At 61.1% G+C, this 14,469-nt stretch carries 13 protein-coding genes and 1 tRNA gene; 11 read left to right on the top strand and 3 right to left on the bottom strand.

Features of this window, described 5'->3' with window-relative positions; all coding sequences use genetic code 11:
- Nucleotides 1-398 precede the first annotated feature (398 nt).
- Complete coding sequence (locus AB7E35_RS02805) at nucleotides 399-1,697, bottom strand: tyrosine-type recombinase/integrase (RefSeq protein WP_428163077.1); 1,299 nt, start codon at nucleotides 1,695-1,697, stop codon at nucleotides 399-401.
- 432 nt (nucleotides 1,698-2,129) lie between these two features.
- On the opposite strand from AB7E35_RS02805, the gene AB7E35_RS02810 reads away from it, so the two are divergent.
- The 7 genes from AB7E35_RS02810 to AB7E35_RS02840 all read left to right on the top strand — a co-directional run bounded on the left by AB7E35_RS02810 (nucleotide 2,130) and on the right by AB7E35_RS02840 (nucleotide 6,770).
- Nucleotides 2,130-3,467 (top strand): tyrosine-type recombinase/integrase, encoded by a 1,338-nt coding sequence (locus AB7E35_RS02810; RefSeq protein ID WP_428163078.1) that lies wholly within the window; start codon nucleotides 2,130-2,132, stop codon nucleotides 3,465-3,467.
- 19 nt (nucleotides 3,468-3,486) lie between these two features.
- Nucleotides 3,487-3,813, top strand: a complete 327-nt coding sequence (locus tag AB7E35_RS02815; RefSeq protein ID WP_428163079.1) for a type II toxin-antitoxin system RelE/ParE family toxin — start codon at nucleotides 3,487-3,489, stop codon at nucleotides 3,811-3,813.
- Nucleotides 3,810-4,109 carry an addiction module antidote protein gene (locus AB7E35_RS02820; protein ID WP_428163080.1) on the top strand — a complete coding sequence of 100 codons (300 nt, stop codon included), beginning with the start codon at nucleotides 3,810-3,812 and terminating at the stop codon, nucleotides 4,107-4,109. Before AB7E35_RS02815 ends, AB7E35_RS02820 begins: the two co-directional genes overlap by 4 nt.
- A gap of 77 nt (nucleotides 4,110-4,186) precedes the next feature.
- Nucleotides 4,187-4,519, top strand: coding sequence for an addiction module antidote protein (locus tag AB7E35_RS02825; RefSeq protein WP_428167040.1), 333 nt, complete (start codon nucleotides 4,187-4,189; stop codon nucleotides 4,517-4,519).
- A 4-nt stretch (nucleotides 4,520-4,523) separates the two neighbouring features.
- Complete coding sequence (locus tag AB7E35_RS02830) at nucleotides 4,524-4,802, top strand: helix-turn-helix transcriptional regulator (protein WP_428163082.1); 279 nt, start codon at nucleotides 4,524-4,526, stop codon at nucleotides 4,800-4,802.
- Between the two features lie 695 nt (nucleotides 4,803-5,497).
- Nucleotides 5,498-5,845, top strand: a complete 348-nt coding sequence (locus AB7E35_RS02835) for a hypothetical protein (protein ID WP_428163083.1) — start codon at nucleotides 5,498-5,500, stop codon at nucleotides 5,843-5,845.
- Between the two features lie 13 nt (nucleotides 5,846-5,858).
- On the top strand, nucleotides 5,859-6,770 hold the full coding sequence (locus AB7E35_RS02840) for a replication initiation protein (RefSeq protein ID WP_428163084.1): 912 nt from the start codon (nucleotides 5,859-5,861) through the stop codon (nucleotides 6,768-6,770).
- 122 nt (nucleotides 6,771-6,892) lie between these two features.
- Here the strand turns inward: AB7E35_RS02840 and AB7E35_RS02845 are convergent, their stop codons facing one another.
- The gene (locus tag AB7E35_RS02845; RefSeq protein WP_428163085.1) at nucleotides 6,893-7,135 is read right to left on the bottom strand and encodes a helix-turn-helix domain-containing protein; all 243 of its coding nucleotides are present in this window, start codon (nucleotides 7,133-7,135) and stop codon (nucleotides 6,893-6,895) included.
- Nucleotides 7,136-7,255: 120 nt separating this feature from the next.
- Between AB7E35_RS02845 and AB7E35_RS02850 the strand changes: the two genes are divergently transcribed.
- From AB7E35_RS02850 to AB7E35_RS02865, 4 genes are all read left to right on the top strand, one after another.
- Nucleotides 7,256-7,543, top strand: a complete 288-nt coding sequence (locus AB7E35_RS02850) for a hypothetical protein (protein WP_428163086.1) — start codon at nucleotides 7,256-7,258, stop codon at nucleotides 7,541-7,543.
- A gap of 121 nt (nucleotides 7,544-7,664) precedes the next feature.
- Nucleotides 7,665-8,081 carry a hypothetical protein gene (locus tag AB7E35_RS02855; protein ID WP_428163087.1) on the top strand — a complete coding sequence of 139 codons (417 nt, stop codon included), beginning with the start codon at nucleotides 7,665-7,667 and terminating at the stop codon, nucleotides 8,079-8,081.
- Nucleotides 8,082-8,245: 164 nt separating this feature from the next.
- Nucleotides 8,246-13,192 (top strand): DEAD/DEAH box helicase, encoded by a 4,947-nt coding sequence (locus AB7E35_RS02860; protein ID WP_428163088.1) that lies wholly within the window; start codon nucleotides 8,246-8,248, stop codon nucleotides 13,190-13,192.
- Nucleotides 13,193-13,423: 231 nt separating this feature from the next.
- Nucleotides 13,424-13,849, top strand: coding sequence for a single-stranded DNA-binding protein (locus AB7E35_RS02865; protein ID WP_428163089.1), 426 nt, complete (start codon nucleotides 13,424-13,426; stop codon nucleotides 13,847-13,849).
- A gap of 539 nt (nucleotides 13,850-14,388) precedes the next feature.
- Here AB7E35_RS02865 and AB7E35_RS02870 read toward each other — a convergent pair.
- Nucleotides 14,389-14,464 (bottom strand) — tRNA-Phe (locus tag AB7E35_RS02870).
- Nucleotides 14,465-14,469 lie beyond the last annotated feature (5 nt).

The raw sequence follows: 14,469 nt of genomic DNA on the forward strand, positions 1-14,469 counted from the left end.
AAAAAAAGGCAGTCCCTCCCGTTACGTCACGGGCTTTCGAGGCATGTGCCCAACAGCGCGACAAATGCCGACGTTTCCCGACAGTGAAACCGCCCGCAAGATGCCCCGCAAGGCCGCGCCAGGCTGTTGTTTCAGCTCCATAGGGGGGCCGACAGAAACATCTCATTAAGCGAAGAGGGCAGGTCCGGGGGATCGCGCGCGCCGTGGGGTTACATGGCCTTCAGCCGGGTAGACAGGGTGCACCAGGCAGGCCGCTGCTGGCCTGCGCGGGCGTGGGCGGTGTGCCGGGGTAGTCATGCTGGCGGCTGCACCTGCGGGCTGCTGCAGCCGCAGACGCGCCCCGCTGCCCTCCGGGCCTGCGCGGGCATGGGTGGCTGTCGGGGTGAGGCCCCGCGCGCTCAAGCAGCGGCGGGCGCGACGCCTTGTCGGCCTGGCGTGGGCGCGACAGCCTGGGCACCTGCGCGCAGTTCGTCAAGGTAGTCGGCCCAGCGCTGCATCATGTCCACGCGCTCCGCGATGAACTCCGTCCGGTTATAGGCGCGGCCCAGGCTGTCCTTCACGGCGTGCGCGAGCTGCGCCTCCACCACCGACTCTGCCACGCCCAACCGCTCCACCAGCATGGTGCGCGCCGTGGCCCGGAACCCGTGGCCCGTCACCTCCTCGGCACTGAAGCCCATCGAGCGCAGCGCGACATTGATGGCGGCATCGCTCATGGGGCGTTCATGGGCGCGCTCACCACGGAACACCATGGCACCCCGCCCCGTGATGGGGTGCAACTCCTGAAAGATGGCGACGGCTTGACGTGACAGCGGCACAAGATGCGGCTTGCCATACAGCTTGCCCACTTTCTCCCGCTTCATGCGCGCGGCCGGGATCGTCCACAAGGCTTGCTCAAGATCCAGCTCTGACCACTCACCCCGCCGCAGCTCGCCAGGGCGCAGCAGCAACATGGGTAACAACCGCAGGGCAGCTTGCACCACGGGCGTGCCGCGGTAGGAGTAAATAGCGCGCAACAACTCGCCCAGCCGCTCAGGCGACGTGATGGCCGCGAAGTGCTTGACCATGGGCCGGCGCAGTGCGTCTTTCAGGTCGCGCGCCGGATTACTCTCGATGCGCCCAGTGGCCACGGCAAACCGGAATACCTGGCCGCAGTTTTCCAGCGCCCGGTGCGCCGTCTCCACCACGCCCCTGCCCTCGATGCGTCGCAGCACCTCCAGCACCATCGGCGGCGTGAGGGTGTCGATGGCCTTGTCCCCCAGCCACGGGAATACGTCCACCTCCAGCCGCCGCATGATCTTCTCGCCATAGGAAGGCGACCAATCTCCCTTGCGGGTCTGGTACCACTCGCGCGCGATGTGTTCAAAGCTGTCTTGTGCCGGCAAGCCAGCGGCAGCGCGCTTTGCGTGCGCATCGTCTACCTGGGCCTGCGCCTTCGCAGCCTTGCGCAAGTCGCTGGGGTCAATCCCCTGGGCTATCAGGGCTCGGGCCTCGTCTCGCTTTTCCCGCGCGGCTTTCAAGCCGGTCTCCGGGTAGGTTCCCAGCGACAGGCGCTTTTCTACGCCGGCGATCCGGTATTTGAGCCGCCACCACTTGCCACCGCTGGGGGCAACTTCGAGGTACATGCCCAGCCCGTCGGTGAATCTACGGGTCTTGGGGCCAGGCAAAGCGCGGCGAATGGCGGTGTCTGTCAGAGGCATTGGGGGCAACTTTTGGGGGCACGTGTCTCGAATCTAGCAGTTGCCCCCAAAGTTGCCCCCAAAATTGGCTGGCTTGGCATGGATGCCTATGGACACCCATAGACAACAAAAAAGCCCTAAGCAGTTGATTTACTTAGGGCTTTTGCTTCCGCTTAGACGTCTATGGACGCCTGTGGATATGTGATTGGTGGCCTGGGACGGAATCGAACCGCCGACACAAGGATTTTCAATCCCCGAATAATCATATTTGGCAGTGTTGATTTTCGCTGATAGAATCAATATAAATCAACATGTTAGGCCAGTTGCACTGGACAAGTTAACAGCCCGAGCGTTGATTGATATTCCCAAAAATAGGGGGTTTTTGGCTACACCGTGGCTACACCGTGGCTACACGGACTGGCTGTGTAGCCAACCCCCGACCGGAGCATCAACATGGCACGCCCGAAAAAATCCGAAGCGCCCGACACATCCCAGGCCATCGAACTGACAGCCGGGGCAATCGAGCGCCTGACCTGCCGCACCGACATCAAGACGCAGGCTTTCTTGCGTGACGTCAAAGCACCCGGCCTGCGCGTGCGCGTGACCAACACGGGTGCGAAGTCGTTTGTGTTTGAAGCCAAGTTGAATCGGCAGACTTTCCGCCGCACTATCGGGGACGTGCGCGCCTGGACTATCGAGCAGGCCCGCGCGGAAGCCCGCCGCCTTGCTGTGGTGCTGGATAACGGACAAGACCCACGGGAAATTGAGCGCCAGCAGCAGGCCGAACGCGAAGCCGCCAAGGCCGCCGCTGCTGCCTTGGCTGTGACCGTGGGCGAAGCATGGCAACGCTACCTTGAACAGCGCCGCCCGTTCTGGGGCGAACTGAACTACCGCGACCATTTGAAGATGACACAAGCCGGTGGCGAGCAACGAAAGCGCCTGCCCGGCATCAAGACCATGCCGGGGCCGCTGGCCGAGTTAATGCCGCTGCGACTGGCAGACCTGACAGCGCCCGTCATCGAAGCTTGGGCCGCACGCGAGGCCAAGACCCGTCCCGCCCGCGTACGTTTGGCGCTGCGACTGCTGAAAGCGTTCTTGCGCTGGGCAGCGACTGAGCCCGACTTGCAGGGGAATGCTGACCCTACCGCAGCAAGCGCCAAAAGAGCCCGTGAGGTGGCAGGCAAAGCCAAGCCCAAAAACGATTACCTGCAACGCGAGCAACTGCCCGCATGGTTCACCCATGTTCGCCAGATACAGAACCCGGTAATTGCCGCCTACCTGCAATGCCTGCTGCTGACTGGTGCCCGCCGCGAAGAACTGGCCGAATTGAAGTGGGAGGATGTCAATTTTCAGTGGCGTGGCATGGAACTGAAAGACAAGATAGAAGGCCGCCGCGCCGTGCCCCTGACGCCCTACGTTGCGCACCTGCTGGCCGCCCTGCCGCGCCGCAATGAGTGGGTTTTTTCGAGCACTGGCAGCAAGTCCGGCAGGCTGACAGAACCCAGCATTGCACATCGCCAAGCCTGCGCCGCCGCTGGGCTGGAACTGACCTTACACGGGCTGCGCCGTTCCTTCGCCAGTTTGTGCGAGTGGCTTGATATACCCGGTGGAATCAGCGCGCAGATTCAAGGCCATGCGCCCCAGGGTGTGCGCGAACAGAACTACATCCGCCGCCCGCTTGACCTGCTGCGCGTGCACCACGAAAAGATTGAGGCGTGGATATTGGAACAGGCCGGTGTGCAGTTTGACCCCAAGGCCGAACCGGGCAAACTGCGCGCCGTAAGCGCATAACGGTACGCTTTAAGATACCATGACAGAAATCAGAATCTACACCGACAGCGACGGGCAAGCGCCGTTTGTGCAATGGCTTGATGCACTGACCGACCGCATGGCCCGCGCCAAAATCCGCGCCCGCCTGGCTCGGGTAGAGGCCGGGAACATGGGCGATTGCAAGCCCCTGCGCGATGGCGTGCAAGAGCTGCGCATAGACCACGGGCCAGGTTATCGCGTGTATCTGAGCAGGCAGGGCGCTGTGCTGGTGCTGCTGCTGTGTGGCAGCGACAAGCGCGACCAAGACCGCGAAATTACCCGCGCCATTGGCTATCTGAACGACTGGAAGGAAAGAGGCAGGCCATGAATGCACCACGCGACACAAGTTATGCAGCCGTCCTAGAGCAGGCTCTAACCGACCCTGCCGAGGCCGCAGCCTACATTGAGGCCGCTATCGAGCTGGAAGACCCAGCCGCGCTGCTGGTGGCGCTGCGCCACGTTGCCAAGGCGCACGGCATGGCCGAGGTTGCGCGCCGTGCTGATGTGGGGGAGAAGTCCCTGTTCCGCGCATTGAGTGAGAACGGCAACCCGACGATTGCCACGCTGCACAAGGTATTGCATGCCGTGGGTCTGCGCCTGAGTGTGACGCCGGAACACGCGTGACGGTTTTCACCCCAGCAAGCCGACATTACCGCAGCCTTTGCGAACTGGCACGACTGGCAACAGTGAAGGAAACCGACATGACCACAAAGAAGCAATCCGCAAGCCGCCCACACGATGCCGCCGTGGTGGAACTGCTGGAAGCAGACCCAGACTTCGCCGATGCGTATTTGGCCGCTGCCGTGGAAGAAGCCGTCAAGCCCGGTGGGCAAGCTGCACTGGTGGCAGCCCTGCGCCATGCGGCCGAAGCGCAAGGCATGGCCGCCGTGGCAGAACGTGCGGGCATACCGCGTGAAAGCCTTTGCCGTGCGCTGGGGCCAAAAGGCAACCCCACCGTTAAAACGCTACTAGCCGTGCTGGGGACTGCTGGCCTGCATTTGGCTGTGACGCGACAGGACAGTGCACGCGCCTGAGTCCATGAAAACGCTCAAAAACTTGAAGGCCGAACTACTGGCAGACCCAAGCATCCGCGCTGCCTACGATGCCCAGGCCGAAGAATTTGCAATGGCCCGCGAACTGATTGCCGCACGCACCAAAGCCGGACTGACGCAAGCCGATGTAGCTGAGCGCATGGGCACCACGCAAAGCACCGTTGCCCGCCTGGAGGGTGGCAAAGCCGCGCCATCCCTGCGCAGCCTGCAACGCTATGCCCAAGCCGTGGGCTGCCGCGCCGTGGTGCACTTGGAGCACGCCTAAACCGTTGCACCCCGGCTATGCAGGGCACCACGCCTACTGAGAAATGCTGAAACTCAATCCTTCTCTCGGGCCGAAGCAGACACCTATCAAGTGATGCACACACGGATGGCTCAGTGTGAAGCGCTTCGCGCTTTACCAGGCTGTCGGCAGTCAAGCCGTAGTGTCCTTTGCGCGCGCCTACGTGACATCGTTACGCAGAACTCAACAATCTGATATTATTTAATCGTCATTTATCAATAATGACATAGCCAGCGCGCAGGAGTGCGCTTCTCTCAACCGAGGGGAGCTCTATTGCGCGCTTTGCTTTTGGTGCGGTGGTCTCCCTGTTGTCACAGAGGCCACTTACATGCATTCCGACACCGGACGCATTCCTTCCGAGTACAGCGCAGAAGACATCAGCGCTGCAATGCGCATTGCGCAATTCCCGCCGCTGGAGCAAGAGACTCGCCCCGCAGTGGGCACTGCCGCCGCTGCTTTCTATCTCACCCGCCGCCCGCAGACACTCAGAGCGTGGGCTTGCCTTGAGAACGGACCACTCCGCCCTGTCCGCGTGAACGGCCGGCTTCTTTGGAAAGTGGCCGAAATTCGCGCCTTGTTGGGGGTGGCTTAAAGATGACCGCCGCCATCAACCGCCTGCTGCTGGCGCTTTGGTGTGCCACGCCTTCCCGCTGGTTCCAACGTGGGAGGGCTGCCAAGTGAAAAAGCTGCCAAAGAAAAAGCCCCAGACCGTTGCAGCGGACAAGGGGCCTTCCAAAGTTCACACGCCGAAATTTTCTGGCACTGACAACCCGCGTCACTTGCGTGTCATTGCTGCCTTGCTGCGCCGCCCGATGCCCCGCGAGAGTCTGGATAGGGAGGCCGGATGCAGCAACGGGCCGGAACTCGTAGCAGAGCTTCGCCGCCGTGGTCTGGAACTGCCGTGCAAGCGCATCCATCGCGTTGACCGCGACGGCTTCATTTGCCGCCCGGGCGTCTATTTTCTGACCGAAGGCGACCGCCGCAAGGTTCATCGCTGGCTCGCCACCCGCAGCCTGAACTTGTAGGGCATGCACAGCCATGCTGCCGGCGCTGCAATACTTCGCTGACAGCCTCCCGAACCGCCCCTGCTGCACCAATGACCCGCATATGGGCCAGACGGTGCGCGGGCGCACGGAAGCGCTGAAGTTCTGCAACATCCAGCCCAACACCAGTGGCAAAGTCGTTTGGCTAGCGTTCGACGTTGACCACACAGACGGTGCCACCGCATGGCATCGCCTAAGTGCCCCACCGCCCACTCTGGCGGTAGAAAACCCCAGAAACGGTCACGCGCACCTGCTTTACGCGTTGCAGGTGCCGGTGCCCCGCACAGAGGCCGCAAGGGCACGTCCTCTGCTTTACCTTGCCGCCGCCCAAGAGGGCATCCGGCGCAAGCTGGAGGCTGACCCAGGGTACAGCGGGCACTTGTGCAAGAACCCCTTGCACCCCAGGTGGCAAACGCAGCAATGGGCGCAGACCTACACCCTCGCCGAGCTGGCGGACTGGGTTGACCTGCCGCGCATCGCAGACATGAAGAAGCGTGTTCGTGACCCCGACTACGCAGGTCTGGGCCGCAACTGCGAACTGTTCGAGCGCCTGCGCCCGATGGCCTACAGCCTCGTGCGCAAGTTCTGGTCGCCGGGTGGCTTTGAGCACTTCAAAGATGCCCTGCGCGCACTCGCGGATGACCTGAATGCCGACTTTGCCGTACCGCTGCCCATGGCCGAGGTGCGGGGCATCGCGTCATCCTGCGCCTGCTGGGTGTGGAAGCATTTTGACCCCGCTACGTTTCGCAAAATTCAATCCATACGGGGCGCCCGCAAAGGAGCAGCAAAACGGGATGCCTTGATGCCCGAGGTACTGCGCCTGATAGGCGAAGGCAAATCACAGCGGGAAGTGGCCGCAGCTGTCGGTGTGTCTCACATGACTGTCTGCAACTGGCTGAAAGGCTGAGGTGTAAAAAAGCCATATCAGATAACTGAAGGAATTTGGCTTTGTACCCCGGGGGCATCCGTGACGACCGAAAGCATGGGTTGGTCACTGAAAACGCAGGTGGCTTCTCGATTAGCTACTTTTTAGGCATCGCTTCGGGGTGGCACAACCGACTTTTCCAGCAGCATCACAATTTTCGACGGCGGGGTCTTCAAAGGCGCTGCCAGCTTGAACAGGGTGGTCAAAGTGGGTTGGCGCTGACCCAACTCCAACATGCTGATGTAGTTGCGCTCCAACTCGGCTTCAAAGCCAAGCTGTTCTTGCGTCAGGCCCGCCTCTTTCCGAAGCTGGCGCAGGACGCTCCCGAACGCAATTGCAATATCCAATGAATTCTCCAACTATGGTTGGAAATTTCAAAGGAAACTGCTACGCTCGTCTTCCAACTATAGTTAGAAAACACAGTGACGATGAGCTTCGCGTATTTTGTTGCCACCCTCGTTTGCCTCATGACCGCAGCGGACATCGGGCGCAGTTTCCAATGGGCGGAGTACGACTTGTCCGTGCAGCGACTGTTCATGGCGTTGACGCTGCCTGCGGCCATTGGCATGTGGGCATGGGGCATCTACGGCCTGTGGCAGTTGCCTTGGTGGCAAGGGCTGGGCGGTTGCATCCTCACCTGCTTCTTGGTCGTGGTGATGCGCATCAAGCTGGTGGGCAGCCTCTGGGTCAACCACTGGGCGATGGGGTTGTCGGTGCTGGGCGTGGTGCTGATGGCCGCGCACTTCCTGGGATAGCCCGCCTGACTCATTCCACCGCCCCCACGCTCGTTTCCTGCCCCTTCGACTCTTTTGCCACCTGCTACGGGCGGGGCAGGCCCCTTTTTTATCCACTGACTTTCAATTGGAGGGAGTTTTCATGGTTAGAACAAAAACCGCTGCCACTCTGGTGCTGGCCTTGGCGTTGAGCGCGTGTGCCACCCAATGGCGCCACCCCAGTTACAGCAGCACCCCTGCATTGCATGAGCAGCGGCTGGCCATCGACAAGGGGTACTGCCAGCAAGTCGCTCATGGCGCAGCCCCCATGCCGCAGGTAGCCATTCCATCCACGGCCCCCAGCGGCTACAACGTGAGCGGCAGCGGCACGACCTATGGCAGTCGAGGTATCACCAGGACTGACTACGACGCGACAGTGACCCCCGTCGCAAGCCCAGCACAGTCCTTTGCGGGCGGCTTTGCCCAGGGAGCCGCCGTTGGCACCATGCTGCGCGTCCAGCGTGAGCAACAGGCCATTCACAAGGGCTGCATGGCGCGCTTGGGGTGGGTAGCCCAGTAGCCCACGTCCACTGGCAGGCGTAACCGGCAAACGAAATACACCGCCCCCTTTTGAAGGGGGCTTTTTTTGGCTCGATGCGCATTACCGGGGAAGGCTGACTGTCTCATCACCACCGCCCTGTTCTGGTACAAGCACGCCATCCTGAAACATGCCCCGACAGACCCGTGACCGCACTCAGCCACCTGCTTGACACCTACCGCAACGCCGCCGCTTCCGAGCGAGAAAAAGGCACCTACTTTGAAGAACTGATGCTGGCCTACCTGCGCAACGAGGCCAGCTACCGCGACCTGTACGCCAACGTCTGGACGTACGCAGACTGGGCCGCGAGCCAAGGCCTGGACAAGCGCGATGCGGGCATTGACCTGGTGGCGCAGACGCACACGGGCGAAGTCCATGCCATTCAGTGCAAGCTGTACGCGCCCGACTACCGGCTGCAAAAGGCCGACATTGACAGCTTCTTCACCGCATCGGGCAAGAAGCCTTTTGTCCACCGCATCATCGTCAGCACCTGCTTGCACTGGAGCGAGCACGCCGAAGACGCCCTGCGCGACCAGCAGCCACCAGTCAGCAAGATTGACCTGACCGACCTGGAGGCCAGCCAAATCGACTGGGCGCAGTATCAGCCCCAGCAGGCCATCACCCTCAAGCCCAAGAAGGCGCTGCGCCCGCACCAGCAAAGCGCGCTGAATGCCACCCTGGCGGGCTTTGCACGCGAAAGCCGTGGCAAGCTCATCATGGCCTGCGGCACGGGCAAGACCTTCACCAGCCTCAAGATTGCCGAGGCCTACGCGGGCGCGGGCAAGCGCGTTCTGTTCCTGGTGCCCAGCCTGTCGCTGCTGTCGCAGACCCTGACCGAGTGGACGCAAGAAAGCGCTACGCCCTTGCACAGCTTTGCCGTGTGCTCCGACAGCGATGTGGGCAAAAAGCGCAAGAAGGATGACGACGTGGTGCAGACCTTCACCCACGAGCTGCGCTACCCCGCCACCACCGACCCGGCACGCCTGGCGCAGGAAATGGGCAAGCGCCATGACGGCGCGCATATGAGTGTCGTGTTCAGCACCTACCACTCCATCGACACCATCAGCCAGGCGCAGAAAGAGCACGGCCTGCCCGCGTTTGACCTCATCGTGTGCGACGAAGCCCACCGCACCACGGGCGCCACCTTTGGCGACGAGGACGAAAGCAACTTCGTCAAGGTGCATGACGCCGGTTTCATCCAGGCCACCAAGCGCCTGTACATGACCGCCACGCCGCGCATCTATGGCGACAACGCCAAGGCCAAGGCCGAGACTGACAATGTGGCGCTGTGCTCAATGGACGACCCGCTGCTGTACGGGCCAGAGCTGTATGTCATCAACTTCTCCGAGGCCGTGCGCCTGGGCCTGCTGTGCGACTACAAGGTGGTGGTGCTGTCCATTGAAGAAAGCCACGTCAGCCGCCGCATTCAAGAGCTGCTCAAAAACGACAACAACGAGCTGCGCGTGGACGATGCCGCCAAAATCATCGGCTGCTGGAAAGCCCTGGCCAAGCAGGGGCTGCACGACGACCTGGTGGGCGATGGCGAGCCCATGAAGCGTGCCGTGGCCTTCTGCCAGGTCATCGAGCACAAGAAGGGCAGCAAGACACACAAGGTCAGCTCCAAGCAGATTGCGGGCATGTTCCAGGCCGTGGTGGAGGCCTACCAGGCCAGCGAAACCGACCTGAGCGACGAGGCGCGCAACAGCCCGTCATTCAACCTGGCATGCCAGGCCGACCATGTGGACGGCAGCATGAACGCCAGCGAGAAAGAAACCCTGCTGTCGTGGCTCAAAGAAGAACCGCCAGAAAACACCTGCCGCGTGTTGAGCAACGTGCGCTGCCTCTCCGAAGGCGTGGACGTGCCCGCGCTGGATGCCGTGCTGTTCCTCACCCCGCGCAATTCGCAGGTGGACGTGGTGCAGTCCGTGGGCCGCGTCATGCGCAACGCCCCCGGCAAAAAGCGTGGCTATGTGGTGCTGCCCGTGGTCATCCCGGCAGGCGTAGAGCCGCACGAAGCCCTGAATGACAACCAGACCTACAAAGTGGTGTGGCAGGTGCTGCAGGCCTTGCGCAGCCACGACGACAAGTTTGATGCCCTGGTCAACAAACTGGACTTGATTGGCCGCGACCCGGCCAAGATGGAAGTCATCTCCATCACCGACAAGGTGGACAAAAAGCAAACCGCCAAGGCCAAGGACGGCACCGACAGCGCAGGCAAGACCCGCAAGAAAAACAAGGATGCCGGGCGCGGTGGCTTCAGCATCGGCAACCCCGACGCACCCGGCGGCCCCAGCCAGGATGAACTGCAGGGCGCGCTGCAATTTGAGGTGGGCGAGGTAGAAAAAGCCATCTACGCCAAGCTGGTGCAAAAGGTGGGCAACCGCCACCACTGGGAAGACTGGGCCAACGACATTGCCAAGATTGCCCGCACCCACATCGACCGCATCCAGGGCATTCTGGACAACCCCGCCAACGCCAAAGAAAAGCAGGCCTTTGAAGCCTTTGCGGCCGAGCTGCGCGACGACCTGAACGGCAGCATCAGCGATGGCGAGATTGTCGAAATGCTGGCCCAGCACCTCATCACCAAACCGGTGTTTGATGCCCTGTTTGCCGACTACAGCTTTGCCGAGCACAACCCCATGAGCAAGGCCATGCAGGGCGTGCTGGATGCCCTGCACGAGCACCGGCTGGACAAAGAAGCCGACACCCTGCAACGCTTCTACGACAGCGTGAAGCTGCGCGCCGAGGGCATCGACAGCGCCCAGGGCAAGCAAAAAATCATCGTAGAGCTGTACGACAAATTCTTTCGCAACGCCTTCCCCAAGATGACGGAACGGCTGGGCATCGTCTATACGCCTGTGGAGGTGGTGGACTTCATCCTGCACAGTGTCAATGACCTGCTGCAACAGGAATTCGGCCAGACCCTGGGCAGCAAGGGTGTGCACATCATCGACCCCTTCACCGGCACTGGCACCTTTATCACCCGTCTGCTGCAATCGGGCCTTATCAGCCCTGAGAAACTGCCGCACAAATACAAGCACGAGATTCACGCCAATGAAATCGTGCTGCTGGCCTACTACATCGCCGCCATCAACATCGAGGCCAGCTACCACAGCTTGGCGGGCGGCCAGTACGTGCCGTTTGAAGGCATCTGCCTGACCGACACCTTTCAGATGTACGAGAAGGATGATTTGGTCAGCGCCTTGACGGTGGACAACAGCGCACGGCGCAAACGGCAAAAGAAGCTGGATATTCGGGTGATTGTGGGCAATCCGCCGTATTCGATTGGGCAAGGTAACGCCAACGACAACAACGCAAATGTCGGTTACCCCCACTTGGACAAGCGCATCGAAACCACCTATGCAGCACGTTCAAGCGCAGCACTATCCAAGGGACTCTACGACAGCTATATCCGCGCTATTCGCTGGGCCTCTGACCGCATTGGCAATGCCGGGGTGATTGGCTTTGTGACCAATGCGGGCTGGGTAGAGGCCAACACTGCCGATGGCCTACGCAAATGCCTGGCCGATGAGTTCTCGAACATTTATGTCTTTCACCTGCGGGGCAACCAGCGCACCAGTGGAGAAACTTCACGCAAGGAAGGCGGCAAGATTTTTGGCAGTGGCAGCCGCGCCCCGATTGCCGTTTCGCTGCTGGTCAAAAACCCGAAGGCTGCCGAGCATGGCCGCATCTACTTTCACGACATTGGTGACTACCTGAGTTGTGAAGAAAAGCTAGAAAAGATAGCAGCTTACGCAAGTGTGGCGGGCGTTACAGACCAAAATGGCTGGAAAACCATCATTCCTGACGACCATGGCGACTGGCTCAAGCAGCGCGACGACAGCTTTGGCGAGTTCATGGTGTTGGGTGACAAAAAGACTGACGGCGCCAAGCTGTTCGACAACTACTCGCTTGGGGTGGCAACCAACCGCGATGCCTGGGCCTACAACGCCAGCCAAGCCAAGGTGCAGGCCAATATGACCAGCATGGTTGGCTTCTACAACGCCGAGGTTCAACGCTTTAACGCCGCACACCCTGGCTTGGACACCAAAGCCCGTGCAGCCCAGGTAGATGGGTTCATCGACACCAATCCGGAGCGCATCAGTTGGTCAGTAAACGTCAAACAAGAATTGGCCAGAGGGCGTAGTTTTGAGTTCGACGAATCTTCCATGGTGAAGTCTCTGTACCGCCCCTTTACCAAGCAATGGCTGTATTTCAACCGCACCTTCAACGAGCGGGTGCTGCAGATGCCGCGCATCTTCCCGGAGGCGGGGGTGGAGAATTTGGTGATTTCAGTTTCCGGCATAGGCGGCAAAGAGTTTTCTGCGGTCATCACGAACACTCTCCCAGACCTGCAATTGCATTTCAATGGTCAATGTTTCCCCCTCTACCTCTACGACGAGGAAGCCCAGGAGCAGGCCAGCGCCACGCCCGATATGTTTGCGGCCCCCGCTGCCACGACTGCCCAACGCCCACGCCGCGATGCCATTACTGATGCAGGGTTGGCCCATTTCCAAGAGGCGTATCCGGGCGAAGCCATCAGCAAGGAAGACCTGTTCTATTACGTGTACGGCCTGCTGCATTCGCCCGACTACCGCGAGCGCTACGCCGACAACCTGAGCAAAGAGCTGCCGCGCATCCCCCGCGTCAAAACGGCGGCCGACTTCTGGGCCTTCAGCCAGGCGGGCCGCGACTTGGCGCATTGGCACCTGAACTATGAAACCGTGCAGCCGTATCCCCTGACCATCGAGGCCAAGGGGCCACTGACCGATACGGACTACCGCGTAGAGAAGATGAAGTTCGCCAAGAAGGGCGACAAGACCACCGTTATCTACAACGGCAAAATCACCCTGCGCGACATCCCCGAGGCTGCCTGGGACTACGTGGTGAACGGCAAGGCCGCGCTGGACTGGGTAATGGAGCGCCAGTGCGTTAAAGCCGACAAGGCCAGCGGCATCGTCAATGACGCTAATAGCTGGGCCACCGAGACCATGGGCAACCCGCGCTACCCGCTGGAGCTATTCCAGCGCGTGGTGACCGTGAGCCTGGAGACGCAGAAGATTGTGGCTGCACTGCCCAAGCTGGACATTTGACCTGCGCCGCGCCGGCAGACCGATACCGTGGGCGCAATTCAGCACCCACACGCCCTGCCAGCCGGTTGCCCTGCCAGCGGGAGTGGGTTCTGAATTTCAAGTTTTTTCAGGAGCCAAGCCGCTTGCCCAGTGTGGGCGGTGCCGGTTGCGCTGCGGTGCCGTCACCCCAGAATCAAAAGCAAGTTGTGAACCGGCAAGCATTGACAGCCCCGACGGGCAAAGGACAGCGACATGATTGACGGCTTGGTAGGCGGCAAACTGTACGGGCAGCCCACACAACGCATCAGCAAGACGGGCAAGCCATTTGCCATTGCCAAGGTGCGCGCCGCTGCTGGCGACGGCGAGAGCCTGTTTGTGAACGTCATCGCCTTTGACGACGAACCCGTGGCCGCGCTGCTGGGGCTGGGGGACGGTGATAGCGTGGCCTTGGCGGGCAGCCTGACGCCGAAGGTGTGGACTGACAAGGAAGGCAACACCCGCCCCAGCCTGGACATGGTGGCGCATCAGGTGCTGACCGCCTACCACGTCAACAGAAAACGCAAGGCCATGCACCAAGACTCGCCAGCACCAGGCCAGCACTCCAAGGATGAGGCGTGGCAGGCACGGGCGCCGCAGGAGCGCAGCGAGTTGGACAGCGATGACCCGATGGATTGGTAAGTGACCACGGCAACCCTGCAACCCGGCCAGCGCGCCGGGTTTTTGCTTTGTACCGGGGCGAAAAGGCACGCCCGGTGGGGTTGGAATCCATGCGGTGCGCAGACGCTTGAATCCTGCGCTCTCCTGAATCTCCAGCCTGTTGTTTGTTGGCGCGCACTAACTTGGCGAGCGCCAAGCCAAAACCGAAGCACCGCCGTGGGGCTTTTCTGTTGCCGCAAAGACTTCCCGCCATCGCAGCGGGGGCAGTGCCGGGCTGATACGGGGCATTCCCATACGCCCACTGGCGGGGATGGTGGCATCAGCGACTGGCCGACGTGTCGCACCAGGTGCTGACCGCATACACAGCCCGAAAGCAGCTCCAACAACCGCCCGCAACACAGCCGATGCCTGCCAGGTGGTGCGGTTTTCTTGCTGGCGCTGTGTGGCTACACGGTGCAAAACCCTGTACCGCTGGCTACACAGTGGCTACACAGGCCGGAAAAGAAAAAACCCTGCTACTGATTAGATAGCAGGGTTTTCAACGCCTGTAAGGCTTTAACTGGTGGCCTGGGACGGAATCGAACCGCCGACACAAGGATTTTCAATCCTCTGCTCTACCGACTGAGCTACCGGGCCGAAGC

It is taken from the genome of Diaphorobacter sp., from assembly GCF_050251835.1.
GTDB lineage: Bacteria > Pseudomonadota > Gammaproteobacteria > Burkholderiales > Burkholderiaceae_C > JBFXIE01.